Source organism: Virgisporangium aurantiacum (genome assembly GCF_016863635.1).
Taxonomy (GTDB): Bacteria; Actinomycetota; Actinomycetes; order Mycobacteriales; family Micromonosporaceae; genus Virgisporangium; species Virgisporangium aurantiacum.
The window spans coordinates 430543-457122 of sequence record NZ_BOPG01000033.1 but is presented as its reverse complement, the minus strand read 5'-3'; the positions used below and the strand labels follow the sequence as shown (position 1 = coordinate 457122).

The window sequence follows — 26580 nt, the reverse complement described above, 5'->3', positions numbered from 1 at the left end:
CATGAACGACGACGGCACGCAGGGGCACGACCCCGAATTCCCCGACCGGTACGTGGAGTTCATGCGCACCGGCTGGGCCACGGAGACCCCGCTGCCCGGGCTCGCCCAACGGCCGGAGGCCGGCCACCACGGCAAGCGCCGGGCGGCCCTGGCGGCCGCGTTCCCCGGCGAGACGCTCGTCGTGCCCAGCGGCGGCGAGCGCACCCGGGCCAACGACACGGCGTTCCGGTTCCGGCCGGGCAGCGACCACGTGTGGCTCACCGGCGACCACGATCCCGACTCCGTGCTCGTCATCCAGCCCGACGGCGAGGCGGTCCTGTACGCCCGGCCGCGGTCCTCGCGCGACGACGACAGCTTCTTCCGCGACCGGGTGCACGGCGAGCTGTGGGTCGGCCGGCGGCACACGCTGGCCGAGAAGGGCACCGAACTCGGCATCGCCACCCGCGACCTCGCCACCCTCCCCGACCTGCTCGACGGGTGCGCCCCGGGCCGCACCCGCCTGCTGCGCGGTCTCGACGCCACGGTCGACGCGGCGGTGCGCGCCGTGGGCGACGGCGGGCGCGACGGCGAGCTGGCCATCGCCCTGTCCGAGGCGCGGCTGGTGAAGGACGAGTGGGAGATCGCGGCACTCCGCGCCGCCGTCGACGCAACCGTGCTCGGCTTCGAAGACGTGGCGCGGGTGCTGCCGGCCGACCGGTCGGTCCCCGAGCGACTGCTGGAGGGCGTCTTCTCGCTGCGTGCCCGGCACGACGGCAACGACTCCGGCTACAGCCCGATCGTCGGCGCCGGCCCGCACGCCACGATCCTGCACTGGACCGCCAACGACGGCCGCACCGCTCCGGGCGAGCTGCTGCTCATGGACATGGGTGTGGAAGGCCGGCACCTCTACACCGCCGACGTCACGCGGGTGCTGCCCGTGTCCGGCACGTTCACGCCGTTGCAGCGGCAGGTCTACGAGATCGTGTACCGCTCGCAGGAGGCCGGCATCGCCACGATCCGGCCCGGGGTGAAGTTCGACGACGTGCACCAGGCGTGCATGCGCGTCCTCGCCGAAGGCCTGCACGACCTCGGAGTGCTGCCGGTGAGCGTCGAGGAGGCGATGGACAAGGAGTCGATCCTGTACCGCCGCTGGTCGCTGCACGGGTTCGGCCACATGCTCGGCCTCGACGTGCACGACTGCGCGGCCGCCCGCAAGGAGAACTACCGGGAGGGCTCGCTGGCCGAGAACTACGTCATCACGGTGGAGCCGGGCCTCTACTTCCAGGCCGACGACGACCTGGTACCCGCGGAACTCCGCGGCATCGGCGTGCGGATCGAAGACGACGTCCTGGTCACCGCGGCCGGTGCCGAGAACCTGTCGGCCGGGCTGCCGCGCACGGCCGACGACGTCGAGGCGTGGCTCGGCACCCAACGCGAGGCGGGCTTCCGCCTGCCGGGGTAGCGGAGAGAAGACGGGATTCGCACGATTTGCCAACCGCACGGCGGAACCACGTCAGATGCCCGACGTATCAAGAAATCCGACGCGTCCGACCCGCGACGATCTGCGTACCACCCGCTGATTGGATTGCACGAGGGCCGAAGCGTGAACGTACTCGGTTTCGTGAGTGCTCTTGTCCGTGGCCGCCGCGGCCCGCAGGGCGCCGCCGACGATCTGGCGACCCCCACCCTCCTCTTGTCGGACTTCGAGGTATCGCGGGCGATCGGGGTCAGCGTCGAGGGGGTGCGGGCACCCGGGGTCCGGCCCCGGCCGGGGCGCTGGGAGACCGCGTACCACCCGCTGCGCGGCGGCGAGCGACTGCTCCAGGCCACCGTGCTCGCCGGCCGGACCGGCCGCGCCGTGCTCCGCGCCCACCGCCGCCGCGGCAAGCCGCTGTCCCACGCCGGCGACCTCGCCTACTGCGGCGACGGCTGGGTGCTCGGCCGGCGCGGCGACATCGTGGTGCTGCTCCGGCAGCACGACCGGGAGGGTTGGCGGGTCATCGGCGGCCTGCCCTGGTTGCTCGCGACCGCCCTCGACCGCGTGCCCACCCTGACCAACGCGTGACCTGCGTCGATCACTTATCGACGTGCCGACCCGCCCGACGCCCACTACCGTGGGCGGGTGCCACCGACCGACCGGGACATCAACCTCGCAAACTGGAATGCCTGGGCGAACGTCCACGGGCAGGACTCGTACTACGACTCCGCGAGCCTCATCGCCGGCGGTGACTCGCTCACCGGCATCGAGCGGGCCGGCGTCGCCGAGGCGGTCGGCGACGTCGCCGACAAGGACGTTCTCCACGTCCAGTGCCATCTGGCGTTCGACGGCATCACGATGGCCCGGCGGGGCGCCCGCGTCACCGGCGTCGACTTCTCGCCGACCGCCCTCGCCAAGGCCCGCGACCTCGCCGGACTCTGCAAGGTGCACCTCGACCTGGTCGAGGCCGACGTCACCGACCTGCCGGCCGGCCTGCACAACCGGTTCGACCTCGCCTACGCCACGATCGGCATCCTCTGCTGGATCGCCGACGTCGGCGCGTGGATGCGGTCGGTCGCCGGCACCCTCCGGCCCGGCGGCACCCTCCTGCTGATCGACGGCCACCCGTTCGGCGGCATGATCGGCGGCGACCCGCCCACGTTCCAGTTTCCCTACGCCAACGACGGCCCGCACCACTACGAGTCGGGCTCGTCGTACGCGGTGGAGATCAATACGTCGAACGTCCAGTACGCGCACGCGCTGGGCGAGATCGTCACCGCCGCCGCCGACGCCGGCCTGCGCGTCCGTAAGCTCACCGAGCACCTCGACACGCCGATCGAGGTCGCCGGCTTCGGCGCGCCGAAGGGTGACGACGGGGTCTTCCGTCGCCTGCTCGACGGCCACCCCGTCCCCCTGCTCTACACCCTGATCGCCGACCGTCCGGAATAGCGTGCCCACCCCGACCGAGCTTCTCGCGGCGAACGGCCGCACCATCCCCGACGTCATCGGGCCCGGGCTGACCGTGCTGTTCTGCGGCATCAACCCGGGGCTGTGGTCGGCGTGGAGCGGGCACCACTTCGCGCGTCCCGGAAATCGGTTCTGGCCGGCGCTGCACCGCTCCGGCTTCACGCCGCGCCAGTTCCGCCCCGACGAACAGGCCGAACTCCTCGGCCTCGGCCTGGGCATCACCAACGTCGTCGACCGCGGCAGCGCCCGCGCCGACGAACTGAGCCGCGCCGAGTTGCGGTCCGGCGGCACCGCCCTGGCCGCGAAGGTCGCCCGGCACGCGCCGCGGTGGCTGGCCGTCCTCGGAATCACCGCCTACCGCGATGCCTTCGAAAAGCCAAAAGCCGTTATGGGACGCCAGGAGCACGCGATCGGCACCACCCGGATCTGGGTTTTGCCCAACCCGAGCGGGTTGAACGCCCACTACACGCTTCCCAAGCTGGCGGAGGCATTCGCCGAACTGCGTGGTTACGCGTCCAGTGCCGGGGGCGGGCCCTCGTAGCGGGCAGCCCGTTCGCGGATCAACTGGCCGAACACGCCGCTGGGCTGCCGGCAGTCGGCGCAGAGGAAGTTGTCGTCGAGGCGACGGCTGCCGCAGTGGTCGCAGGCACCACGGTCGCGCGGGTCGTGGTAGGCGAGGGCGGCCTCGACGAGGGCCCGCGCCGCCGACCCGGTCAGCGCGACCGGCGTGCCGCCGACCGTCACCTCGACGACCGTGGGCGACCCGGGCGGGTCGAGCGCCGCGATCCGCGCCGCGAACTGCCGCAGCGCGGCCGCCAGGTCGTCGTCGATCATGAGGGGACCCTACCGTCGCGCGGGCCGAAGACCCGGATCGCGTCGAAGTCGGAGGCCTTGGACCGGACGTAGTAGTCGGCGAACTCGGCGACCTTCGGGTAGCTCGACTCGGCGACGAGGCGGCGGCACGCGGCGTCGAGGTCGAACGGCGTCACGCGCAGCGTCACCGCGGCATCCGTCGTGTCGAGCAGCGCCCAGTGCGCGCCGGCGCCGCCGTACGGCATCCCCACGCTGCCCGGGTTCACCACCAGCCGCCGGTCGACGAGGCGCACGAACGGCATGTGGGTGTGCCCGCAGACCATGGTGCGCACCGAGGCGTCCACTGTGGACAGCACGTCCGTCCACCGGTCCGGGCGGCTGTCGACCAGGACGACCTCCTCGTCGTCGCGCGGGGTGGCGTGGCAGAACACGGTGCGACCGAACCGGCCGAGGTCGAGGGTCACGGTCAGCGGGAGCGAGTCCAGGCGGGCGACCTGATCGGGGCGCAACTGCCCGGCCGCCCACGGCGCCACCGGATCCGGGATGTTCGTCTCGCCACCGTCGCGCAGTTGCACGAGTTCGCGGTCGGCGTTGCCGCGGACCCACACCGCCCGGTCCCCGAGGTCGGCCAGCGCGTCGATGGTCTCCACCGGCATCGGGCCGGCCGCGTGATCGCCGGTGAGCACGATCCGGTCGGCCGAACGGACCGCCGGCTCCGCGAGCACCGCCTCCAACGCCGGCAACACCCCGTGAATGTCGGACAACACCGCGATACGCATCCGCACACCCTGTCGATGGCCCCGGCCGGTGCGCAAGTTGCGGCCGTTCGCTCACGGCGAACGGGTCTGACCGGGTAGGTTGACAGGTTAGTTAGGCAGTTGGCAAACTCCCTCAGTGCTCGACGTGGACGTCCTGAAGGTTCTCGCCAACGACAAGCGCCTCGCCGTCCTCGAATGGCTCTCCGACCCGGTGGCGCACTTCCCGCCGCAGCGCGACGGAGACCTCGTCGCCGACGGGGTGTGCTCGGTGTTCATCGCCGACAAGCTCGGCGTCAGCGCGCCGACGGCCAGCGAGCACCTGCGCCTGCTCACCGCGAGCGGACTGCTCCGGTCGAAACGCATCAAACAGTGGACGTTCTACCAGCGCGACGAGGCCCGCATCGCCGAGGTCAAACGGGCGCTTCAGGAAGGGTGGTGACATGTCGTACGAGCGGCTGATGTCCGCGCTGGACGAGGGCGGCGCCCGTTACCGGGTGATCGACCACGAGCCCGAGGGCCGCACCGAGGTCGTCAGCGCCTACCGCGGCAACCCGATCGCCAGCGCGGCGAAGTGCATCGTGGTCATGGTGAAGCTCGGCAAGAAGACGAGCCGCTACTACCTGGCCGTCGTCCCCGGCGACGCCCGCGTCGACCTCAACGCGCTGAAGGCACTCGCCGGCGGAACGTACGTCGCGTTCGCCTCGACCGACCGCGCCGAGCAGTTGGCCGGCAGCATCAGCGGCACGATCCTGCCGTTCAGCTTCCACGCCGACCTCGAACTGGTCGCCGACCCGGCGCTGCTCACCCACCCGGAGATCTACTTCAACGCCGCCCGCCTCGACCGGTCACTGGCCCTGAACACGGAGGACTACGTCCGCCTCGCCGACCCCAAGATCCACCCGATCACGTCACCCGCTCAGCCGACCTCGGTGTGATAGGGCGTGTTGAGCAGGCCGTCGAGCAGCCGCCAGCCGTTCAGGCCGATGTCGGCCAGTTGCCTGAGCGTCAGGTCCTCGCCGTTGGCGACCCGGTCGATGAGCGGTGCGAGTTCCTGTGCGGCCTGCTGAAAGTCGGCCTGTGACGGCGTGACCGCAGCGTCGGAGTCTTGGACGTGCAGAAGGTCAACTGGCTTGAGCATGACGAGATCTCCTGTTCCGAGCGTGTGACTGGAGGGGTTCGGGTCATCCCTGGCGATGCCGGGTCGCCGCGAGCGGACCGGCGGCGGTGGACAGTTGCGAGGTGCGCTTGGAGTTCTGCGCCAACGCTCCCAGGAGCCCTTCCGCGTGGGCGAGTTTCCGGTGCCACTCGGTGTGGATGTCGGCCTCGGCCACCAGCGCCCCGCACTGCAGGCAGGGCGTGGCGGGGGCCGGCGCGGAGGTCTGCAGATCGGGCGGGTGATCCGGGTCGACGATCGGCTTGATCTTGTTGACCGCCTTCGCCCACTGGGCGTGCCAGCGCGCGGTGTCCTGTTTGGGAACGTTGAGCGCGCGCAACACCACCGCCAGGCTCTTCCACTTCGGTGGGGTTGTTGCCTTGAACATCCGGCTGATCGTCGACGCCGACAGTTGCCGGTTGGTCAGCATCGCGAGGTTCCGGAACGATGGCTCTCCCGCGTTCCGGTGGGCGACCCGGAGGTCGTTCAACAGCTTGGCCAGGTCCTCGTTGGCCGGGTCCTCGACGGCCGGATCCGCGCCGTCGACGGCCAGCAGTTCGAGGTCGTCCTCAGTGTGACGCGTGATGAGGTTCCGTAGTCCCATGATCGTTCGCGCGGTCGGACCGGCGCCGAAGACGTCGCAAGGGGCGGCCGCGACGCCGGTCCGACGGTCTCGCGCTACACCCCCCGCCGCAACTGGGGGGCGGTGCCGAGCATCCGACCGGCGACCTCGCCGGCGAGCAGGCCCGCGACACCGGCTCCCATCAGCGCCTTGGGAAGGTCGTAACCCTTGGCGATGAGGATCGCCGCGAACACCGTCACCGCCGCACCGACGATCACGGACGGCAGTGGGCCGCCGTCGGCGATGATGCGGCGAGCGGCCTGGTTGCCCACCAGGGCCATGCCGCTGCCGCCGAGCATCGCGTCGAACAGGTCGTGCCCGGTCACCAGGAACACGCTGGTGCTGCCGAGTACGACGACCACGGCGATCGCCACCGGGATCCACGCGTTCCTGTCGGGGGGAAGATCGTCTTTCGGAGGGTGCGCATTCTCGCGCACCTCCGGGTCGATCCGGGACATCAAGAAACCTTTCTCTGTTGCTGATTCCAGGTGCGTTTCCCGCCTGGAATTGGTGGGGGCAGGAGGGAGGGAACCTCCTGCCGCCCGTTGCTGGTCCATTGACGGCTGCTGCGGTGTTGAGCCGTCGGCTTCTGCCGAGAGCTGTGCTTGTGGCCACCAACTCGACGCTTAACCCCCGTGCAGCCGGGAGCATCGCGCCGTACATGTTGCCCCACCGGTGCCGATTCCGGAAGCATGCGGGCACCAGTTGCAACAGGGTGCGGCAGCGATGATCTCTTTCGGCCGTCCGCGATAGGTAACCGGCATTCAACCGCTAAATAACAGGTAAATGGCCGGCTCAATTCAAGCCACCGCACGACCGCCCGGTGATCGCGAATTTCCCCGGAAACCACAAAGCCCCCCGGCTGCACGGGGGGCTTCGGTGTGCTTTCCTGGCAGCCAGCTGGACCAGCAGACAGCAACAGGAGAGGCCATGATCCGTTGGGTATACGGCCTCGACATCCGGTGATCACGGACCCGGGATGCGTACTTAGATTGAGGGCTGAGTGGCGGTTAACGACACCCCCCGTTCGCTTATGCAACGCGGCTGCACCACTTCGATGCGCCTTGACACGGTGCTATAAAGCCGGCTTCAGGGGGATATGTGGAGGAAAGTCGACACGCTAGGTGCGAGAACAGTTACCTCATGTAGCGAGCTTTCTTGATGCCTCGCGATGAGGTTCTTGAGAAACCTGTGACATTGTTCGGTAAACAGGCTCTGACAACGTCAGGTTGATCTCGCTGCGTGATCACGGGATACTTCGGAGAGTAACGACCGGCCAAGAATAGGCAGAACGAGCGATCGACCATTGTTTCAACCAACAATAAGCGTTGCGGCAATGGCGGAGAACAAGAATATCCTCCGCGTGTCGGAATACCATTCGCTATGTCGACCGGGCCGGAGCACATTAACGATCCAGACCGCACAGTCGTCGGACGGAATGTACGTCCGGGGTTCAAAATAATCCCTTGAGTTGGTGTTTCACGGCACGATCGGTGGTGGGTCGGTTGCCCTCTGAAGTGATTGACCCGGCAACGGGCGTGGTATATACCGGAGGTGATTTTGAATCATTCAAATGATTGCGACACGCCATTGGTGGAGCGCTTTCCGGAAAGATCGTGAGCTAGGATCCCGGCACATTTTTGCAGTAAATACTGCGTGCAGTACGGGTCATCGCTGTCTATCGATGGCATTCATCACGTGCCGGGCCAACTCCTGATCACGGTGAAGACGATCGAGGAGTGCGCGCACCACGTCGACCTGGGTAACGGACGTGCGGCCCAGTTGATCGGCGGCGTCATTGCACCATCGCCGCAGTTTCACGTGGTCCTCCGGCTCCAGGTCCACGGTGACGCGAACGCGGCGCATTCTCGGCGCCGGGGCAGGCGTCCCCGATTCCGTTCGATTCCCTGGCATCGCTGCTGAGCCTCCGTCCGCATTGACGGTCCTACGGAGTGTAGGCGATTGGTTACGAGCCCACACTCTAGGCGGGTGGCAGAGTCGGACAGCCGACGCCGAGTCCGTTCGAGCGCCACCCGTTCGAGCGCCAGTGCCACGGGAGCCGCCGCGGTAAAGGTGCCCGAATGCCGTTACTGGTCGGGGTGACGGGACCGGCGGCCGGACTGGTAGGAGCGCTCGGACGGGGGCCACTCGCCGTCCGGCGGCCCCGCGGACCAGGAGGACTCGGCGGCCGGCTGGTCTGCCTCGTCGGTGTCGAACCAGGAGCGCTGCTCAGCGGCCGGGGCCGGGGCCGGTTCGGGATCGCGGCGGGGTGGCCACTCGGCGGCGGGAGCGGGCGGCCACTCGCGGTCGGCCGGCCCGGCCGACCAGCCCGGCTGCGCGGTGCTCCCGGAGTCGTTGTCGGACCAGGTCGGCTCGGGCGCCGGGCGGGACTCGGCGGACCAGGTCGGCTCGGGGTCCGGGCGGGACTCGGCGGACCAGGTGGCGGCGGGCTCGGGGCGGGATTCGGCGGCCCAGGGGGCGCCGATCGGCTCGCGGCGTGGGGGCCACTCGGGCTCGGGCGGTCCGGCGGAGTGGCCGGGGACCCGGGGCAGGCCGTGCACGGTCTCGTCGGCGGAGGGGCCCGCCTCGTCGCGGCGGGAGGGGGGCCACTCGGGCTCGGCGGGGCGGTCGTAGTCGCGGGTCGCGGAGGCGTACTCGTCGCGGGCGGCGGAGCCGTACCCGCCAGAACCGAACTCCTCGCGCGGCGCGGAACCGAACTCGTCGGTTTCGAAGCCTTCGCGTTCCGACGGGCTCAACAGTGGCGGGGCCGGCCGCTCATCGTCCTGGGTGGGGGCGGTCAACCGCATCACGAACAACGCGACCCCCAGCAGCACCGCTCCCACCAGGGCCAGCACCCAGGGCGGCAGCGTCACCAGGTGGACCCCACCGAGCAGGAACAGCGACGCCAGCAGCACGGCCGCACCGGCGACGGCCACACCCAGGGTGACGGCGTTCGGGCGGCGGCCGCCCGTGGTCTGGGTGACCAGGAACATCGCCAGCGGGGGCAGCAGCAGATAGGCCACGACCTCGCCGAGGGTGACCGTGGCGTCGCCGCCCATGATCAGGGTGATGACGCCGTCGACCAGGAGCATCGCGCCCAGCACCGGCGGGTAGCCGCGGAGCAGCCGGAGGATGTCCGCACTCGTGGGGGACGCAGGGGTAGGCACACCGTCTCCTAGTGATGGTGACGCGGACCTTGCACCCCGCGACCGCCTGCCCACGACGGACGGTGGCTCGCTCATGATTGCGTCCTCCCGGCCTGGAACACGGCCAAAAGTCGAACGGTACCAGTGACAGAAACTTAGGGTAGCCTGGCTTAGCAAGACGGACGTACGGTTTGCTAGAACAGAATCCACCCGGCGCTGCGGCGCTGCCCCGGCTGCGGGAGACTTTGGCGGACCCTTGAATACCTGAGGAGTACACCGTGGCGAGCCTCGACACGTTCGGTGCCAGGAGCGAACTCCGCGTCGGCGACGCGAGCTACGAGATCTTCCGGCTCAGCAAGGTCGACGGGCAGGAGCGCCTGCCCTACAGCCTGAAGATCCTGCTCGAGAACCTGCTGCGCACCGAAGACGGCGCGAACATCACCGAAGGTCACATCCGGGCCCTGGCGGGCTGGGACCCCGACGCCGATCCGAGCGTCGAGATCCAGTTCACGCCCGCCCGGGTGCTGATGCAGGACTTCACCGGCGTCCCGTGCGTGGTCGACCTGGCCACGATGCGCGAGGCGGTGCGCGACCTCGGCGGCGATCCGAGCAAGGTGAACCCGTTGGCGCCGGCGCAGCTGGTGATCGACCACTCCGTGGTCGCCGACCTGTTCGGGCGCGCGGACGCGTTCGTGCGCAACGTCGAGCTGGAGTACGAGCGCAACCGCGAGCGGTACCAGTTCCTGCGCTGGGGCCAGGGCGCGTTCAACGAGTTCCAGGTCGTACCGCCGGGCACCGGCATCGTGCACCAGGTGAACATCGAGTACCTGGCCCAGGTGATCTTCCAGCGGAACGGCCAGGCCTACCCCGACACGCTGGTGGGCACCGACTCGCACACCACGATGGTCAACGGGCTCGGCGTGGTCGGCTGGGGCGTCGGCGGCATCGAGGCCGAGGCGGCCATGCTCGGCCAGCCGGTGTCGATGCTGATCCCGCGGGTGGTCGGGTTCAAGTTGAACGGGTCGCTGCCCGAGGGCGCCACCGCTACCGACCTGGTGCTCACGATCACCGAGATGCTGCGCAAGCACGGCGTGGTCGGCAAGTTCGTCGAGTTCTACGGGCCGGGCGTCGGCGCGGTGCCGCTGGCCAACCGGGCGACGATCGGCAACATGAGCCCCGAGTACGGGTCCACGATCGCGATCTTCCCGATCGACGACGAGACCACCAAGTACATGCGGCTCACCGGCCGCGGCGAAGCGGAAGTGAACCTGGTCGAGGCGTACGCCAAGGAGCAGGGGCTCTGGCACGACCCCGACCGCGAGCCGGCGTACTCCGAGCGGCTCGAACTCGACCTGTCCACCGTGGAGCCGAGCCTCGCCGGGCCGAAGCGCCCGCAGGACCGGGTGCCGCTGCGCAGCGCCAAGCCGATGTTCCGCAACTCGCTCACCGACTACGTGAAGTCGGAGAACGGCACCGCCGACGAGGCCAGCCGGGAGAGCTTCCCGGCCAGCGACCCGCCGGTCGGCCACCACGACGACCCGGCCGACAAGCCGCACCTCGTCTCGGCGGCGGCGAACGCGGAAGGGCGGCCGTCGAACCCGGTCAAGGTCGGCGACTACGAACTCGACCACGGCGCCGTCGTCATCGCGGCGATCACCTCCTGCACCAACACGTCGAACCCGCACGTGATGGTCGGTGCCGCACTGCTCGCCCGCAACGCCGTCGACCGCGGCCTCAACCGCAAGCCCTGGGTGAAGACGACGCTGGCGCCCGGCTCCAAGGTGGTCATGGACTACTACGAGCGCGCCGGCCTCACGCCCTACCTGGAGAAGCTGGGCTTCCACCTGGTCGGCTACGGCTGCACCACGTGCATCGGCAACTCCGGCCCGCTGCCGGAGGAGGTCAGCGCGGCGGTGCAGGAGAACGACCTGAGCGTCGTGAGCGTCCTCTCCGGCAACCGGAACTTCGAGGGTCGCATCAACCCCGACGTCAAGATGAACTACCTGGCGTCGCCGCCGCTGGTGGTCGCGTACGCGCTGGCCGGCACGATGGACATCGACCTGGTCAACGACCCGCTCGGCGAAGACACCCAGGGCAAGCCGGTGTACCTGCGCGACATCTGGCCCACCGGTCAGGAGATCGAAGAGGTCGTCGCGAGCGCCATTGCCAGCGAGATGTTCCAGCGCGACTACGCCGACGTGTTCGCGGGCGACGAGCGCTGGCAGGGCCTGCCCACGCCGGAGGGCCAGACCTTCGAGTGGGCCGACGACTCGACCTACGTACGCAAGCCTCCGTACTTCGAGGGCATGGCGACCGAGCCGTCGCCGGTCACCGACATCGCGGGCGCCCGCGTGCTGGCGTCGCTCGGCGACTCGGTGACCACCGACCACATTTCCCCCGCCGGCGCGATCAAGGCCGACTCCCCCGCCGGGAGGTACCTCAGCGAGCACGGCATCGAGAAGCGCGACTTCAACTCGTACGGCTCGCGCCGCGGCAACCACGAGGTGATGATCCGCGGCACGTTCGCCAACATCCGGCTGCGCAACAAGCTGGTGCCGGGCGTCGAGGGCGGCTTCACGGTCAACCACCTCACGGGCGACCAGGCCACGATCTACGACGCGTCGGCCGCCTACATTGAGGCGGGCGTCCCGTTGATCATCCTGGCCGGCAAGGAGTACGGCTCGGGCTCGTCGCGCGACTGGGCCGCCAAGGGCACGGCGCTGCTGGGCGCCCGCGCGGTGATCGCGGAGAGCTTCGAGCGCATCCACCGGTCGAACCTGATCGGCATGGGCGTGCTGCCGCTGCAGTTCCCCCAGGGCGAGAACGCCGAGTCACTGGGTCTCGACGGCACGGAGACGTACACGATCACGGGCGTCGAGGCGCTCAACGAGGGGTCGACGCCGCGCACGGTGCGCGTCACCACCGACAACGGCAAGGAGTTCGACGCGGTCGTCCGCATCGACACCCCCGGCGAGGCCGACTACTACCGGCACGGCGGCATCCTGCAGTACGTGCTGCGGCGGATGCTCGAGTCATAGATCGGTGATCGCGACCGCGGCCTCAACGCGAGGCCGCGGTCGTAAGTTCATATTGGACGCACGTGCGCGCGACCGAGATCATCCAGATCACCGTGAACGGGATGACCGTGAGATTCTTGACCGCGAACAGCACCGACCGGTACGTGTCGTCGTCGCTCAGCCCTTCGAGGGCGAGGTCGAAGATCGCGAACGCAAGGGCGAGCAGGCCCAGCGTGATGAGCAGGCTGGGCCAGCGTTCACGGAAAAACATCCTGGTGGACGCCCATGCGTGCGGCGCCGGCCCGACCTTGCTCACCACGTAGACGACCAGCCCGATGCGCGCCGCCAGCACCAGAATCTCCGACAGGGTGGCCACCGGCCCGGGCAGCTCCCAACTCATGATCACGAACCGCTGGACGCCCGGAAGCACCATGAGAGCCGAGACGATCAGGAAGTGCCGTCCGTGGAAGGCCAGCGCCCAGCGCAGGGATTCCCACGAGGTGGCGAATTGGGTCCGCATTAGTTCAGTTTACTAAAATGTTTGGCGAACCGAAAGAAAGGCTGGGGGCGTGGAGGACGGTTCGGCCCTGGGCGCGGAGCTGAGCACGGCCGTGATCCTGTTCCACGAGGCGATCGGTCACCGCCTCGGCCTGAGCGCCGCCGACCAGCGGGCGCTGCGCATCATCGCCGGCCGCGGCCCGCTCACCGCCGGAACGCTGGCCCAGCTCACCGGCCTGAGCCCCGGCGCGGTCACCGGCCTCGTCGACCGCCTGGAACGCGGCGGCCACGTCACCCGGGCCGCCGACCCCGCCGACCGCCGCCGCATCGTGATCAGCGCCGCACCCACCCCGGCCACCGGTACCGGCATCGGCGCTGCCTTTGCCCGCCTGAGCGCGGCGATGAGCGCGATGACGTCGCGCTACGACGAGAAAGAGGCCGCCGCGATCGCCGACTTCGTCCAGCGCACGATCGAGATCCTCCGCGAGCAGACCCGCCTGCTCAATGACTAGGGTGACGGGCATGGACGACAAGGCGATCCTGGCCCGCATCCACGAACTCGTCGACAACGAGCACGCCCTTCGCGCCCAGGTGCAGAGCGGCACCCTGACGCCCGACGAGGAGCGCAGCAGGCTCGCCGAGGCCGAGATCGAACTCGACCGCCTCTGGGACCTGCTCCGCCGCCGCCGCGCCGCCCGCGCCAACGGCACCGACCCCGACGCGGTGGAGGAACGCCCGGCGGACGAGGTGGAGGGCTACATCCAGTAGTCCCGGGGCGAGCCCGTTGCCGGGGCGGTGTAGGCGGGTTACCGGGCTCAGAAGGCGCGGCCGGCGGTCGACCTCGGGGGATGTGCGTACACCCGAGGCTCAGCGGAACATGGTCGGCCGGCGACGGCTGCTCGCCACGGCGGCGGTCGCGGGTGCCGGCGTCGCCCTCGTCGAGCCGGGGACGGCACTCGCCGCGCCGCGGAGCTTCACCACCACGACGAGCACCGTGGCCACCCCCACCTCGTCGCCCGATCCCCTGCACCTGCTGCGGCGGGCCACCTACGGCCGCACTCCGGACAATGAGGCGGAACTGCGCTCGCTCGGCGTCAGCGCCTGGCTCGACCGCCAGCTCGATCCCAGGAGCATCGACGACTCCGCCTGCGACGCCATCGTCGCGCGGTTTCCGCTGGTCAGCCTCGACATCACCGGCGTGCGGAAGGCCGTCAAGAAGGGTGCCTGGGACGCCATGCAGCAGCTGGGCACCGCCGCGGTCGCCCGGGCGTGCTGGAGCCGGCGGCAGCTGTTCGAGGTCATGGTGGACTTCTGGTCGAACCACCTCAACGTCACCTGCCCCTCCAGCGACGTCTGGGACAGCCGCCCGGACTACGACCGCACGGTGATCCGCGCGCACGCCCTCGGCCGCTTCGCGGACATGCTCAAGGCCAGCGCCACGCACCCGGCGATGCTCAGCTACCTCGACAACCGCGTCTCCACCAAGGACAAGCCGAACGAGAACTACGGCCGCGAGCTCATGGAGTTGCACACCGTCGGGCTCAACTACACCGAGGCCGACGTGAAGCAGGCCGCGATCCTGCTGACCGGCCGCACCGTCGACGCCGCCACCGGCCTGTACCGGTACGACGCCGCGAAGCACGCGACCGGCGCCGTCGCCATCCTGGGTTTCCAGAGCGCCAACGCCACGGCCGCCGACGGCGAGAAGGCCGGCACCGCGTTCCTCGACCACCTCGCCATGCACCCGAAGACCGCCGAGCGCATCGCCACCAAGCTGTGCATCCGGTTCGTCGCCGACGAGCCGCCGGCCGGCCTCGTCACCACGCTCGCCAAGGTGTACCTCGACAACCGGACCGCGATCGCGCCGGTGCTCCGGGCGCTGTTCACCAGTGCCGAGTTCGCCAAGGCCGCCAACGCCAAGGTGAAGACCCCGCTGGAGGACATCGCCGGCACCGTCCGGATCCTCGGCCTCGGCCCCGACGCCGCTGGCACCAATGGGGCGGGCACCGACGGGATCCGGGCGCTGTACCAGATCCTGGAGAAGACCGGCCACGGCCCGATGCGCTGGGAGCCGCCGAACGGCTACCCCGACGTCGCGGCGGCGTGGGCGTCGCCGTCCGGGTTCCTGGTGCGGTGGAACGCCCACCTGAACCTGGCCGCCGGCTGGTACCCGAAGCAGCTCACCCGCACGACGCCGCTGCTCAACCGGCTCGTGCCCGGCGCGCTGCCGGCCACGTACGGCGCACTGGTCGAGACCGTCGTGAAGAGCCTCGTCGGAACCGCACCGAAGCCGGAGCACACCGCGGCGCTCACCCAGTTCTTCGGGAAGAAGCCGATCGACCCGTTGAAGGCCAAGGACCAGGCCGTCACCGGCAAGTTCCCGCACCTGGTGGCGCTGGTGCTCGACGCCCCGATGTTCCAGGTGAGGTAGCGATGTGCACCCGACGCAGTCTGCTCAAGACCGCCGCGGCGGCGGCCGCGGCCACCGTCGTCACCGAGGGCGTCGCGGCCCGCTACGCGTTCGCCGCCGACAGCACCGGTGACACCCTGGTCGTCCTCTCGCTGCGGGGCGGATTCGACGGGCTCTCGGCCGTGATCCCGCATGGTGACCCCGACTACTACAAGGCCCGTCCGACCATCGCCGTCCCCAAGGCGAAGGTGATCGGCGGCGACGCCATGTTCGGCCTGCACCCGGCGCTCGCCCCGCTGCTCCCGCTGTGGACGCAGGGGCAGTTGGCCGCCGTGCACGCGGTCGGGCAGCCGAACCCGACCCGCTCGCACTTCGCCGCGATGGAGGAGATGGAGCGGGCCGCCGCCGGCACGTCGATCCGCACCGGCTGGCTCGACCGCATGCTCGGGGTCTCGACGAACCCGTGGTCCGGCGTCTCCGTCGGCAGCACCAAGCCCGCGCGGGCCCTCGCCGGCCCGGGGCCCGACCTGGGGATCGCGTCGCTCGACGGGTTCACGCTGGCCGGCGACTCCGCGTCCGTCCCGATGGGTCTGACCTTGCAGGCCCTCTACCGGGACGCCCCCGCGGCCCTGGCCACGCCGGCTCTTGCCGCGACCGGCGCCGTGGCGACGGTCGCGAAGCTGCCCGCCTACACCCCCGCGAACGGCGCGGTCTACCCGGCGACGCCGCTCGCGACGGCCCTCAAGGACGTGGCCCGGCTGATCAAGGCGGGCCTCGGCCTGCGCGCCGCGTGCGTCGACTTCGGTGACTGGGACATGCACGAGGGCCTCGGCACGGCCGAGACCGGCCAGCGCATGCACACCCACCTCGGCGAGTTCGCCGCCGCGCTGGCCGCGTTCGCCGCCGACCTCGGCGCCGACGGCATGAAGAACGTCACGCTGGTGACGCTGAGCGAGTTCGGCCGCCGCGTGGCGGAGAACGGCTCGCGCGGGGTCGATCACGGCCACGGCAACGCGATGTTCGTGCTGGGCGGCGGCGTCCGCGGCGGCAAGGTCTACGGGACGTGGCCGGGGCTGGCCCCCGCGAAACTGGTGGCCGGTGACCTCGCCGCCACCACCGACTACCGCTCGGTGATCGGCGAGGTGCTGCAGAAGCGGTGCGGCGTGGGCTCGCTCGGCACGGTGTTCCCGAACGTCACCCCGACCACGTCCGGGCTGGCGGTGGCCCGAAACTAGGGAGCGTGGATCTCTCCCGAAGCGAACTGCTCGAGTTCTGGACCGAACGGCACCTGTGCACGTTGACGACGCTGCGCCCCGACGGGTCACCACACGTGGTCGCGGTCGGCGCGACCCTCGACGCGGCGGCCGGGATCGTGCGGGTGATCACCCGGCGCGGCTCGGTGAAGGTGCGCAACGTGCGCGCCACCGGTCGGGCGGCGATCTGCCAGGTCGACGGCCGGCGCTGGAGCACGGCCGAGGGAACCGCGGTGGTCCGGGAGGACCCGGAGTCGGTCGCGGACGCGGAGCGCCGGTACGGCCAGCGCTACCGCGTCCCGCAACCCAACCCGGAACGGGTCGTGATCGAGGTGACGATCACCCGCATGCTGGGCCTTTAGTCGGCCCGGATCCGCCGTCCCTGCCGCTCCAGGTGCACCTTGTACCGGACGCACTGGCCCCGGAGGTCGACGAGGATCACGCCCGCCGGCGATTCGGGGGCGTGGTGCTGCAGCAGCCGGTCGACGTCGACCCGGACCTGCGCCAACGACGCCAGCGCGTTGCCCAGCTGGATATGGCTGATCAACTGGTCCTGGTCGTTGTAGTGCTGCACCAGGCGGTTGAACCGCTGCACCACGGCGGTGACGGCGTCGGCCCGGGCGGTGCGGGCGCGCCGGCGCTCGACGATCGCGCTCACGTCGTCGATCGCCGCCGACAGCTTCTTGTGGGCGTCGCGCACGGTGGGGTCGTGGGCCGCCCGCATGGTCAGCCAGCCGGCCTTCTGCAGCCGCTGGGAGACCTCGTCGAGGTCGGGTGACTTGCCGTTCAGGGCCAGCACCGCCAGCTCGTAGAGCGCGCGGGCGTGCACCATCGCGATGTGCGTCGAGCGGTTGTCGATCCGCCCGGCGGCCTCGGCGGCGGCCACCGCGTCGGCGTACTCGTCGGCCCGCAGGGCGTCGTCGGCGGCCCGGATCTCGGCGGCGAGCAGCCAGCGCAGCACCCGTTCGAGCTCGGCCCGGGTGAGCCGGCGCAGGTCGACGGTGACCGGCCGGCGCAGGCTCACCGGCGCGCCCCGACGCAGGTTGACCGGCACCCGCCGCAGTGCCGACGGGCCGCGCCGGCCCAGTAGTTCGTATGCGTAGGTGCGCACGTCGTCGATGGGCACGGGCGTGCCGGTGACGTCGAGCAGGTGCCGGTCGATCAGTTCAACGGCTCGCCGGTACTCCCGCTGCCGCAGGAGCCGCCGAAGGTACGTGACCTGCTCGGCGGTTTGACCGGGTTGTGCCATGGTCGCAGTCGCCATGGCTCCAGTGTCCGGTATCGGCGCACGTACGTGTCGATACGGTCCGATGGGCGATCGTCACCCGTGCCACGATCGGGTGACATTGCTACGCGCTGAGCAGTTTCCGGACCCGGTCGGCGCCGACGGCCAGGAGCAGCGTGGGCAGCCGCGGCCCGGTGTCGCGCCCGACCAGGAGCTTGTAGAGCAGCGCGAAGAACGTGCGCTGCGCCACCTTCAGTTCGGGCGTGGGCCTGGTGTCGAGCGGCAGACCGAGCTGGGTCTTCGGGACGCCGTAGACGAGCGTGGTCAGCCCGTCGAGCGACCAGTGCGAGTCGAGCCCGTCGAGCAGCAGCCGCAGCGACTCCGCCTCCGCCGGACCGAGGGATGTGAGGAGCGCCACATCGGGCTCCGCGCGCACCTGCGTCCGCTGGTCGGCGGGCACCTGGGTGGTAACCCAGTGCTGCGCGCAGTCGAGGCGCGGCCGAACCTCGTCGAGGCTGGTCACCGGGTCGCTCGGGTCGAGGTCGCGCAGGATGCGCAGGGTCTGCTCGGCGTCTCCGGTCGTGACGTCGACCACCGACGCGAGCGTGCGGTACGGAACCACCTTGGCCGTGAGCGGCAGCCGGCCGGCGGCCGTCTCGACGGCCCGGGCGTGCGACGTGACGTCGGCCGGCGCGGCGGTGCCCGCGGGGATCTTGCGCTCCAGCGAGTCCCACTCGTCGTAGAGCCGCTGGATCTCCTGGTCGAAGGCCACCTTGAAGGCCTGGTTCGGCCGGCGCCGGGCGTACAGCCAGCGCAGCAGCGGCGGTTCCATGATCCGCAGGGCGTCGGCCGGGATCGGCACGCCGCCCTTCGAGCTGCTCATCTTCGCCATGCCGCTGACGCCGACGAACGCGTACATCGGCCCGATCGGCGGCTCGGCCCCGAACACCGGGCGGATGATCTGCGACCCGACGACGAACGACGATCCGGGCGAGGTGTGGTCGACGCCGGACGGCTCGAACACGACCCCCTCGTACGCCCACCGCATCGGCCAGTCGACCTTCCAGACCAGCTTGCCGTGGTTGTACTCGGTCAGCGGGACGGTGTGCGCGTGCCCGCACGCGCAGGTGAACGACAGCACCGTGGTCTCGTCGTCGTACGCGGTCACCGTCGTCAGGTCGGTGTTGCACACCGGGCAGTACGGCTTGTACGGGAAGTAGCCGGCCGCGACCGTCCCGTCCTCTTCCTCCGCGGCGCCGGAGCCCTCGGCGGCGGCCGCTTCGTCCTCGTCGTCGGTCTTGACCGCAGTCTTCTTCTTGGTGCGGTACCGGCCGAGGATGCCGTCGATCGTCGCCCGCTCGCGCATCGCCAGCAGGATCTGGTCGCGGTAGGCGCCGGAGGTGTACATCTCGGTCTGGCTGATCGCCCGGACCTCGATACCGAGCTCGGCCAGCGCGGTGACGAGCGGCGCCTTGAAGTGCTCGGCCCAGTTGAGATGGTCGCTGCCGGGCGGTGCCGGCACCGCGCTGAGCGGCTTGCCGATGTGCTCCGTCCACGACTGGTCGATACCGGCCGGCACGCGGCGCAGCCGGTCGTAGTCGTCCCACGAGAGGATGTGCTCGCAGGCGACGCCGCGACGCTTGATCTCGTCGGCGACCAGGTGCGGGGTCATGACCTCGCGGAGGTTGCCCAGGTGGATCGGCCCCGACGGGCTCAGCCCGGACGCGCAGACGATCGGCTTACCCGGTGCCCGCCGCTCCGCCTCTGCGATGACCTCGTCGGCGAATCGGGAGACCCAGTCGGCCTCGACCATGATCGTCTACCTTCCGTAACACCGTTGGGGATGACTCAACGGTATTACGACCCTCAACGCAGTTTGCGTAGGGCCGCCCGCACCCCGTCGGCGTCGGGCATGCCGAGTTCGGTGAAGAGGTCGAGGGCCCGCTCGAACCGGCGCCGGGCCACGTCGGGCTCGCCGAGTTCCCGGTGTGCGTGCCCGAGGCCGGCGTTCGCCCGGGCCTGCTCGTCGCCGACGCCGATCTCCACGGCGATGTCGTGCGCGGTGGAGTGCAGCGAGACGGCGGCGGCCGGCCGCCCGGCCGCCAGTTCCGACTCGCCGAGCGCGTTCAGCGTCCAGGCCTGCCCGTGCCGGCTACCGATCTCCTGGTGCATGTCGAGCGCCCGCTCGAACCGCTCGACGGCGGCGGCGGCGCGACCCCGGGCGACGTCGAGGTTGCCGATGCTGGCCAGCGTCCACGCCTCCGCCTCCCGGTTGCTCAGGTAACGGAACCCGGCGAGCGCCTCGTCGAGGTGCTCCTCGGCCGCGTCGAACCGACCGAGCTTCACCTCGATGGTGCCGAGATCCCGGGCCGCGGCGGCGACGCCGTGCCGGTCGCCGCCCTGCCGGAACATCTCCAGCGCCTGCGAGTACCGCTCGACCGCCGCGTCGACCTGGCCCAGCCGCTCCTCGGTGAGGCCGATGTTGAGCAGCGACCGGGCCTCGTTGGTGGCGTCACCCAGCTCCTGGAACAGCGCCAGCGCCTGCTTGTGCCGTTCGATCGCCGACGCCATGCCGAGCCGCTCCTCGGCCATGCCAAGGTTGGTGAGCGTGCGGGCCTGCCCGGGGACGTCACCGACGCTCTGGAACAGGGCGAGCGCCTGCTCCAGGTACTCGCTGCCCGGCTCGAACCCGCCGAGCACCAGGTGCGTCACCCCGATGCCGCGCAGCGCGTAGGCCTCCGCCGCCCGGTCGCCGACCCGCCGGGCCGACTCCCGGGCCGCGCCGTACACGATCAGCGCGTCGCCCGTGTTGCCGCCGAGCAGGTACCGGTACAGCAGCGCCGACAGTGGGTTGACGACCTGGGGCCACCCGTTGTCGGCGGCGTACACCGCCATCGCGATCACCGTGGGCCGTTCGGCCTCCAGCCAGCCGAGCGCCGCGTCCGGGTCGGCGAGCTGCGGCAACGGCGTCTCCGGCGGTTCGATCTTCGGCCGCCACGCGGCCTCGCCGGGGAACAGCAGGTCCATCGCGGCCGCGGCGGTCGCGAGGTAGTAGCCGAACAGCCGGGCCAGGGCGGCCCGGTGCTCGGGCGGCGGGTCCTCGTCGCTGGCCCGGCCGGCGGCGTAGGCGCGCACCAGGTCGTGCAGCGCGTACCGGCCGGGTGCGGTGGTGAGCACCAGGTGGTTGTGCCGCAGCACGCGCACCAGTTCGGCGGCGCCGGCCACGTCGGTACCGGCCAGCGCGGCCGCGGCGTAGAGGTCGGGCTGCTGGCCGGGGTGCAGGGCGAGGAAGCGCAGCAGCCGCTGGGCCTCCGGCGGCAGGTGCCGGTAGGAGAGGTCGAAGGCCAGCTCGACGCCGGTGTCGATGCGGCGGAGGCGGTGCCGCTCGTCGAGCCGGTCGGCGTGGTCGGTGAGCGTCCAGCCGGGCTTGGCCCGGATGTGACCGGCGATGAGGCCGAGGGCCAGCGGCAGGTGGCCGCAGCGCTCGGCGATCCGGGTGGCGGCCAGCGGGTCGCCGCCGACCGGACCGTCGGGTGCGGCCTGGAGCAGCAGCCGGTGGGCCTCGTCGGAGGTGAAGATGCCGAGCATCACGTGCGCCACCGTGCGTAGCCCGGTGAGGGTGCGCCGGCTGGTGACCAGCGTGACCGCGTCGGCGGTGCCGGGCAGCAGCGGGAGCACCTGGTTCTCGTCGGCGGCGTTGTCGAGCACCACCAGCACCCGCTGACCCGCCAGCCGCTGCCGGAACGCGGCGGAGCGGGCGGCGAGCTCGTGCGGCATCTGCTGGCCGGGCACCCCGAGCAGGCGCAGGAAGCCGTCGAGCACCGCGGCCGGTTCGGCCGGCGGCTGGTCGGGGTGGAACCCGCGCAGGTCGACGAACAGCGTCCGGTCGAACGGGCCGAGCTGCCGCCCGACCTCCACCGCGAGCCGGGTCTTGCCGACGCCGGCCATCCCCGCGATGACCGCGACCGGCACCGCCGCGCCGCGCAGCGCCGTGAGCAGCGTGCCCTGCTCGTTGACCCGCCCGGTGAACCCGTCTTCGTGGCTGGGCAGGTTCTCCTGGACCCGCACCTGCGACGCGGCCTGCCCCGAACCGGCCACCACCCGCAGCGCCTGCCGCCACTGCGCCACGTACCCCGGGTCGGGATGCAGCGCCTCGACCACGGCCGTGACCAGGTCGATGTTGAGCCGGCGCCGGCCCGGCCGGAAGCAGTCGACGACGGTGGTCTTGCCGGCCAGTTCGCCGGCCGGCCGGCCCGCGGCGGTCCAGGCGGCGTTGACCCGTTCCTTCACGGTCTCGAACGACGGGTCGCCCGCGTACACCTTCAACTGGCGCAGCCGCCCCACCAGCGAGTCGATCGTGCGGGCCTGCCCGGGGTCGGGAAGCTCGACGGGCTCCTGGGATGGCATGCGTCACTCCGCGAGGTCGGGAAGGTACAGGTTATCCCGTTCGGATTCGGTCGGGATCGATGTGAGTCGACCGCGGTCCAACTCATAGTGAAACCCGGCGTGTCCAACGATCTGGCTATGGAACGCACGGGGGTGGCCAGCTTGCGGGAATCACTCGCCGACCCGGCCGAGCGGTCACGGGACAACGAGCGGTTGCGAGCAACATTGCGAACACTCGGGGTCCTGTGGCGGCTCGAGGTCACCGCGGCCGGGCGGCAGATATTTGTCGGTCTTGTCGAGCACGCGACGACAGCCAGCGAGGTGCGTCGCGTCCACGATCTTGCCGAGGGCGCGTTGTCCCGGCGCTTCCGGACGGTCTCGGTCGGTCACTGGTACCGCATCGGGAACGTGTGGACAGCGGAACTCCGGGCCTGAGCGGGCTCTAAAAAACAGCATTGAAACAGCGGCACCGGCCTCACCGTGGGTGGAGGCCGGCGCCGTCGTTCTGTGACCTTGTTCAGCTCCGCGTGATCAGCTCCGCGTGCAGGAAAGCGTCGGCACGGAGTTGGTGGTGTTGTTCCAGGTGCCCAGGAACCCGAACATCGTGCTGGCGTTCGGGCCGAGGTTGCCGTTGTAGTTGACGTTGCGCACCGAGTGGCTGGCGCCGCTCGGGGTGTCCTGGCCGCTCCACATCTGCGTGATGGTCTGGCCGTTGGCGTAGGTCCACGTGACGGTCCAGCCGGTGCTCGCCGTGGTGCCGTTGGTCACGGTCACCTCGCCCTGGAAGTTGCCCGACCAGCTGCCGGCGATCCGGTACGTGGCGGTGCAGCCGTTGTTGCCGCCACCCCCGCCGGCCGGCGTGGTGACGTTGACGGTGCCCGACCGCGTCGACCGGTTGCCCGCCGCGTCCCGCGCGTACACCGCGAACGTGTACGCGGTCGACGGCGTGAGCCCGGTGAGCGCGGCCGAGTTGGTCGCGGTGCTCGTGACGGTGGTCTCGGTGCTGCCCTGCACCCGCACGACCGTGTACCCGCTGACGCCGACGTTGTCGGTCGACGCCGTCCAGGCGAGGTTCGCGCCGGTCGAGGTGACGTTGCTGGCGGTCGGCGTGCCGGGCGTGGTGGGCGCCTGGGTGTCGGGGGTGCCGGTGCCGCCGTAGATCGACGCCTCGCGCGACGTGGCCGCGATGCCGTTGGCGCCGGCGATGAACCGGGTGCCCCACTCGCTGCGGGTGGCCGGGTTGAAGTTCAGCACCATGTCCAGGTACTCGACGCCGCCCCCGTTGCCGCTCCACGACCAGCCCAGGTAGCCGATCCGGTTGGCCTGCGCGTAGGACATGATCGCGTCCTCGTCGGGATTGCCGTCGGAGTGGTTGTTGCCGAACTCGCCGACCACGATCGGCAGCCCCCGGCTGGTGAACGACGACAGGTACGCCGACACCTCGGCCGACGTGTCGAACACCCCGTACATGTGGATGCTGAAGATTGTGTTACCGGTGGTGTCGGCGGCGTAGACCGTCGGCGCGTTGTCGCGCATGGTGAACGTCCAGTCCTGGCCCCAGTTCGGGGCGTCGACCATGATCGTGTGCTGGAAGCCGGCCGACCGCAGCCGCCGGATGGCGTTGGCCGTGTCGGTCGTCCAGGCGGCATAGCCCTGGTTGCCGAACGGTTCGTTGCCGATGTTCAGGATGACGTAGTTCTCCTGGCCGGTCAGCGCGCTCTGCACGCTGATCCAGTAGTCGACGGCCTGCGCGAGCGTCGCGGCACCGCTCTGCTCGCCGTAGCCGGTGGTGTCGTGCACCTCGAGCACGCAGATCAGGCGGTTCTGCTTGCACAGCGAGATCACGTTGGCCACGTCGCTGGCCGGGCTGGTGCCCCAACCCCGCTGGCCGCTGCCCAGCACGACCCGCACCGAGTTGGCGCCGGTGGCCTTGATGTTGGCGAACGAACTGGTCTGCTGCTGGTACCAGACGTGCGCGTGGTTGATGCCGCGGAGCACCAGTTCGGTGCCGTTCGCCTCGACCAGCCGACCGCTGCTGATCCGGATGCCGGTGGCGGCCTGGGCCGGCTCGGCCATGAAGAACACGGACAAAAGTAAGGTGACGACGCATGCCGCGCCGAGTCGTGATCGCACGACGGGTACCTCCGGGGGTGGTGGCGGGACATCAGTCTAGGTCGATGTCAGCGTCCCATGGAAGCGCTCCCACGGCCGAAAGTTACGCAATTTATGAAAGGCCGCCGGTACGATCACGGCCGATGGATCAGGTCACCGTCGCCTCGCTGAACACGCTCGGGCTGCCGTTGCGCGCGTCCGACCTGCCCGCCCGGTACGGCGCGATCGCCCGGTTCTTCGAAACGTCCGACATCGACGTGGTCTGCTTCCAGGAGGTGCTCACCCGCTGGCACCTGCGCCGGCTCCGGCCCGGGATGCCGTCGTTCCGGCACGTCCGGACGGGTCGGGGAATCGCCGGGCCGGCCGGTGGGCTGGTCACGATGTCGCGCCGGCCGCTGGGCCCGGCGCGGTACCACCGGTTCCCCGTGCCGGCGGCCGGGATGGGGCGGGTCGACCAGGCCAAGTCGGTGTTGAAGGGTTCGCTGGTGACCCGGCTGGCGGACCTGTGGGTGGTCAACACCCACCCGATGCCGAACCGGGACGGCGACTGGTCGGGCACCAACCGGCACGCCGCGATGCACCGCCAGCAGCTGGCCCACCTGGCCGCCGTGGTCGCGCGGCTCGACGGCCCACAAGCGGTGTGCGGCGACTTCAACATCGCCGCCGGCAGCACGTTCCTCCCGGCGTTCGAGGCGGCCACCGGTCTCGTCGACGCGTTCGCCGGCGACCCCACGCCGACGTACCGGGCGGAGGAGTTCCTCGGCCCCGGAATCCCCGGACACCGGATCGACTTCGTGTTCACCACCCCGTCGGTCACGGTCGCCGACCGGGCGCTGATTCTCACCGCGAAGCACCCGTTCCCCACCGGCCCCGCGTACGTCTCCGACCACCTCGGTATCCGGGCGACCCTCAATGTGGCGGTGCGGTCCGCGCCCGGAAGATGAAAGTACGATCATGTTCCGGGGGGCACATGATCGAGACGACGCGGACCAGAACGCGCCGGTGGCGACTGATCGTCGTCGGTGCGGTCGTCGCCGTCCTGGTGGGCGAGGCCGTGTGGGCCTGGTCCGACCTGGTCGAGGCGCTGTCGGAGCTCCGCTCGCCGCATCCGGGCCTGGTACTGGTCGCGGTGTTCGCCGCGATCACGTCGATGCGGGCGTACGCGCGGATGCAACGCCGGCTGCTGGCCAGCGCCGGCATCCGGGTGCCGCTGGTGCGGCACATCCAGCTGGCCTACGCGGCGCACTCGCTGAGCGTCACGCTCCCGGGCGGGCCGGCGTTCTCCACCTCGTTCAACTACAAGCAGATGCGGCGGTTCGGCGCCTCGGCCGGGATCGCGTCGTGGTGCATCGCGCTCAGCGGCATCCTCTCGGCCACCGCGCTGGCCCTGATCAGCGCCGCCGCCGGGATCGCGGCCGGCGGCACGCCGGCCTGGCCGACGCTCGCCGGCCTGCTCACCGCCGTCGTGCTGATCACGATCGGGGTGACGCGGATCGCCCGCAACCCGCAGACGCTGCACCGGATCACCCGGGGTGGCATGGCCGGGGTCAACAAGGTCCGCCGGCGGCCGCCGGAGCACGGCGTCGACCGCATCGCCGGATTCCTCGACCAGCTCCGGGCCGTGCGGCTCGGGCCGGCGAACGCCACGGTCGCGGTCGCCTACGCGGTGGCGAACTGGCTGCTCGACGCCGTGTGCCTGTGGATGTGCTGCCTGGCCGTCGGCGCCGAGTCGATCACCACCACGCAGTTGCTGGTCGCCTACTGCGCCGGCATGGCCGCCGCCAGCATCCCGGTGGTGCCGGGCGGGCTGGGCGTGATCGACAGCGCGCTGATCCTCGGGCTGGTGGCCGGCGGGCTGGCCGGCAGCACCGCGATCGCGGCGGTGGTGCTGTACCGCCTCATCAGCCTCGGCTTCATCGTGGGCGCCGGCTGGATCATGTGGATCCTGATGCGACGCCGCACCACCAGGGAGTTCAGCCCCGCTTCATGAGGCGACCGACGGCGGCCATCATCTCGCTGGCCATCTCGTCGGCCCGGCCCTCCGCGGCACCCTCGTGCATGCAGTGCCGGGCGTGCCCGTCGAGCAGGCCGAGCGCCACCTTGTCGAGCGCGGCCTGGATCGCCGAGATCTGGGTGAGGACGTCGATGCAGTACCGGTCCTCGTCGACCATGCGCTCGATGCCGCGCACCTGGCCCTCGATGCGCCGCAGCCGGGCCTGCAGCTGGTCTTTGGTGGATGTGTAGCCACGGGTCGGTGCGGTCAT

General features: G+C 70.7%; 27 protein-coding genes. 15 read left to right on the top strand and 12 right to left on the bottom strand.

What is annotated here, in order from left to right; genetic code table 11:
- Nucleotide 1: 1 nt before the first annotated feature.
- From Vau01_RS27755 to mug, 4 genes are all read left to right on the top strand, one after another.
- Nucleotides 2-1441 (top strand): aminopeptidase P family protein, encoded by a 1440-nt coding sequence (locus tag Vau01_RS27755; protein ID WP_203998182.1) that lies wholly within the window; start codon nucleotides 2-4, stop codon nucleotides 1439-1441.
- A 159-nt stretch (nucleotides 1442-1600) separates the two neighbouring features.
- Nucleotides 1601-2044: a hypothetical protein gene (locus Vau01_RS27750; protein WP_203998179.1), complete on the top strand. Its 444-nt coding sequence runs from the start codon at nucleotides 1601-1603 to the stop codon at nucleotides 2042-2044.
- A gap of 57 nt (nucleotides 2045-2101) precedes the next feature.
- Nucleotides 2102-2905 carry a class I SAM-dependent methyltransferase gene (locus Vau01_RS27745; RefSeq protein ID WP_203998176.1) on the top strand — a complete coding sequence of 268 codons (804 nt, stop codon included), beginning with the start codon at nucleotides 2102-2104 and terminating at the stop codon, nucleotides 2903-2905.
- Nucleotide 2906: 1 nt separating this feature from the next.
- Nucleotides 2907-3464, top strand: coding sequence for a G/U mismatch-specific DNA glycosylase (mug, locus tag Vau01_RS27740; RefSeq protein ID WP_203998173.1), 558 nt, complete (start codon nucleotides 2907-2909; stop codon nucleotides 3462-3464).
- Here the strand turns inward: mug and Vau01_RS27735 are convergent.
- Nucleotides 3431-3757, bottom strand: a complete 327-nt coding sequence (locus Vau01_RS27735; RefSeq protein WP_239151896.1) for a hypothetical protein — start codon at nucleotides 3755-3757, stop codon at nucleotides 3431-3433. The genes mug and Vau01_RS27735 overlap by 34 nt on opposite strands.
- Nucleotides 3754-4515, bottom strand: a complete 762-nt coding sequence (locus Vau01_RS27730) for a metallophosphoesterase family protein (protein WP_239151895.1) — start codon at nucleotides 4513-4515, stop codon at nucleotides 3754-3756. Before Vau01_RS27730 ends, Vau01_RS27735 begins: the two co-directional genes overlap by 4 nt.
- Nucleotides 4516-4630: 115 nt before the next feature.
- On the opposite strand from Vau01_RS27730, the gene Vau01_RS27725 reads away from it, so the two are divergent.
- Together Vau01_RS27725 and Vau01_RS27720 are read left to right on the top strand one after the other, a co-directional pair.
- The gene (locus tag Vau01_RS27725; protein WP_203998165.1) at nucleotides 4631-4933 is read left to right on the top strand and encodes an ArsR/SmtB family transcription factor; all 303 of its coding nucleotides are present in this window, start codon (nucleotides 4631-4633) and stop codon (nucleotides 4931-4933) included.
- Between the two features lies 1 nt (nucleotide 4934).
- Nucleotides 4935-5429: a YbaK/EbsC family protein gene (locus Vau01_RS27720; RefSeq protein WP_239151894.1), complete on the top strand. Its 495-nt coding sequence runs from the start codon at nucleotides 4935-4937 to the stop codon at nucleotides 5427-5429.
- On the opposite strand, the gene Vau01_RS27715 is transcribed toward Vau01_RS27720, so the two are convergent.
- From Vau01_RS27715 to Vau01_RS27700, 4 genes are all read right to left on the bottom strand, one after another.
- Nucleotides 5411-5632: a hypothetical protein gene (locus Vau01_RS27715; RefSeq protein WP_203998163.1), complete on the bottom strand. Its 222-nt coding sequence runs from the start codon at nucleotides 5630-5632 to the stop codon at nucleotides 5411-5413. The genes Vau01_RS27720 and Vau01_RS27715 overlap by 19 nt on opposite strands.
- A gap of 43 nt (nucleotides 5633-5675) precedes the next feature.
- Complete coding sequence (locus Vau01_RS27710) at nucleotides 5676-6251, bottom strand: hypothetical protein (RefSeq protein WP_203998160.1); 576 nt, start codon at nucleotides 6249-6251, stop codon at nucleotides 5676-5678.
- A gap of 74 nt (nucleotides 6252-6325) precedes the next feature.
- Nucleotides 6326-6727: a hypothetical protein gene (locus Vau01_RS27705; RefSeq protein WP_203998157.1), complete on the bottom strand. Its 402-nt coding sequence runs from the start codon at nucleotides 6725-6727 to the stop codon at nucleotides 6326-6328.
- Between the two features lie 1629 nt (nucleotides 6728-8356).
- The gene (locus Vau01_RS27700; protein ID WP_203998154.1) at nucleotides 8357-9436 is read right to left on the bottom strand and encodes a hypothetical protein; all 1080 of its coding nucleotides are present in this window, start codon (nucleotides 9434-9436) and stop codon (nucleotides 8357-8359) included.
- A 257-nt stretch (nucleotides 9437-9693) separates the two neighbouring features.
- On the opposite strand from Vau01_RS27700, the gene acnA reads away from it, so the two are divergent.
- Nucleotides 9694-12453, top strand: coding sequence for an aconitate hydratase AcnA (acnA, locus tag Vau01_RS27695; RefSeq protein WP_203998151.1), 2760 nt, complete (start codon nucleotides 9694-9696; stop codon nucleotides 12451-12453).
- Nucleotides 12454-12475: 22 nt separating this feature from the next.
- On the opposite strand, the gene Vau01_RS27690 is transcribed toward acnA, so the two are convergent.
- Nucleotides 12476-12952, bottom strand: a complete 477-nt coding sequence (locus tag Vau01_RS27690; RefSeq protein ID WP_203998148.1) for a hypothetical protein — start codon at nucleotides 12950-12952, stop codon at nucleotides 12476-12478.
- 49 nt (nucleotides 12953-13001) lie between these two features.
- Here Vau01_RS27690 and Vau01_RS27685 point away from each other — a divergent pair, with 49 nt between their 5' ends.
- From Vau01_RS27685 to Vau01_RS27665, 5 genes are all read left to right on the top strand, one after another.
- Nucleotides 13002-13442: a MarR family winged helix-turn-helix transcriptional regulator gene (locus Vau01_RS27685; RefSeq protein WP_203998144.1), complete on the top strand. Its 441-nt coding sequence runs from the start codon at nucleotides 13002-13004 to the stop codon at nucleotides 13440-13442.
- A gap of 10 nt (nucleotides 13443-13452) precedes the next feature.
- Nucleotides 13453-13698 carry a DUF2630 family protein gene (locus tag Vau01_RS27680; RefSeq protein WP_203998141.1) on the top strand — a complete coding sequence of 82 codons (246 nt, stop codon included), beginning with the start codon at nucleotides 13453-13455 and terminating at the stop codon, nucleotides 13696-13698.
- Between the two features lie 82 nt (nucleotides 13699-13780).
- Nucleotides 13781-15361 (top strand): DUF1800 domain-containing protein, encoded by a 1581-nt coding sequence (locus Vau01_RS27675; RefSeq protein ID WP_239151892.1) that lies wholly within the window; start codon nucleotides 13781-13783, stop codon nucleotides 15359-15361.
- Between the two features lie 2 nt (nucleotides 15362-15363).
- On the top strand, nucleotides 15364-16575 hold the full coding sequence (locus tag Vau01_RS27670) for a DUF1501 domain-containing protein (RefSeq protein WP_203998139.1): 1212 nt from the start codon (nucleotides 15364-15366) through the stop codon (nucleotides 16573-16575).
- 5 nt (nucleotides 16576-16580) lie between these two features.
- Entirely contained in the window at nucleotides 16581-16955 is a 375-nt protein-coding gene (locus Vau01_RS27665; RefSeq protein WP_203998136.1) for a PPOX class F420-dependent oxidoreductase, read from the top strand.
- Here the strand turns inward: Vau01_RS27665 and Vau01_RS27660 are convergent.
- From Vau01_RS27660 to Vau01_RS27650, 3 genes are all read right to left on the bottom strand, one after another.
- Nucleotides 16952-17857 (bottom strand): hypothetical protein, encoded by a 906-nt coding sequence (locus tag Vau01_RS27660; protein WP_203998133.1) that lies wholly within the window; start codon nucleotides 17855-17857, stop codon nucleotides 16952-16954. The genes Vau01_RS27665 and Vau01_RS27660 overlap by 4 nt on opposite strands.
- Before the next feature lie 85 nt (nucleotides 17858-17942).
- Nucleotides 17943-19631, bottom strand: a complete 1689-nt coding sequence (gene lysS / locus Vau01_RS27655) for a lysine--tRNA ligase (protein WP_203998130.1) — start codon at nucleotides 19629-19631, stop codon at nucleotides 17943-17945.
- A 53-nt stretch (nucleotides 19632-19684) separates the two neighbouring features.
- Nucleotides 19685-22225 (bottom strand): tetratricopeptide repeat protein, encoded by a 2541-nt coding sequence (locus tag Vau01_RS27650; RefSeq protein WP_203998127.1) that lies wholly within the window; start codon nucleotides 22223-22225, stop codon nucleotides 19685-19687.
- Nucleotides 22226-22366: 141 nt separating this feature from the next.
- Here Vau01_RS27650 and Vau01_RS27645 point away from each other — a divergent pair, with 141 nt between their 5' ends.
- On the top strand, nucleotides 22367-22639 hold the full coding sequence (locus tag Vau01_RS27645) for a hypothetical protein (RefSeq protein ID WP_203998124.1): 273 nt from the start codon (nucleotides 22367-22369) through the stop codon (nucleotides 22637-22639).
- 96 nt (nucleotides 22640-22735) lie between these two features.
- On the opposite strand, the gene Vau01_RS27640 is transcribed toward Vau01_RS27645, so the two are convergent.
- Nucleotides 22736-24280: a cellulase family glycosylhydrolase gene (locus tag Vau01_RS27640; RefSeq protein ID WP_203998322.1), complete on the bottom strand. Its 1545-nt coding sequence runs from the start codon at nucleotides 24278-24280 to the stop codon at nucleotides 22736-22738.
- 179 nt (nucleotides 24281-24459) lie between these two features.
- Between Vau01_RS27640 and Vau01_RS27635 the strand changes: the two genes are divergently transcribed.
- Both Vau01_RS27635 and Vau01_RS27630 read left to right on the top strand, forming a co-directional pair.
- Nucleotides 24460-25260: an endonuclease/exonuclease/phosphatase family protein gene (locus Vau01_RS27635; protein WP_203998121.1), complete on the top strand. Its 801-nt coding sequence runs from the start codon at nucleotides 24460-24462 to the stop codon at nucleotides 25258-25260.
- 26 nt (nucleotides 25261-25286) lie between these two features.
- Entirely contained in the window at nucleotides 25287-26306 is a 1020-nt protein-coding gene (locus Vau01_RS27630; RefSeq protein WP_203998118.1) for a lysylphosphatidylglycerol synthase transmembrane domain-containing protein, read from the top strand.
- Here Vau01_RS27630 and Vau01_RS27625 read toward each other — a convergent pair.
- Nucleotides 26290-26580: a metal-sensitive transcriptional regulator gene (locus tag Vau01_RS27625; RefSeq protein ID WP_203998115.1), complete on the bottom strand. Its 291-nt coding sequence runs from the start codon at nucleotides 26578-26580 to the stop codon at nucleotides 26290-26292. The genes Vau01_RS27630 and Vau01_RS27625 overlap by 17 nt on opposite strands.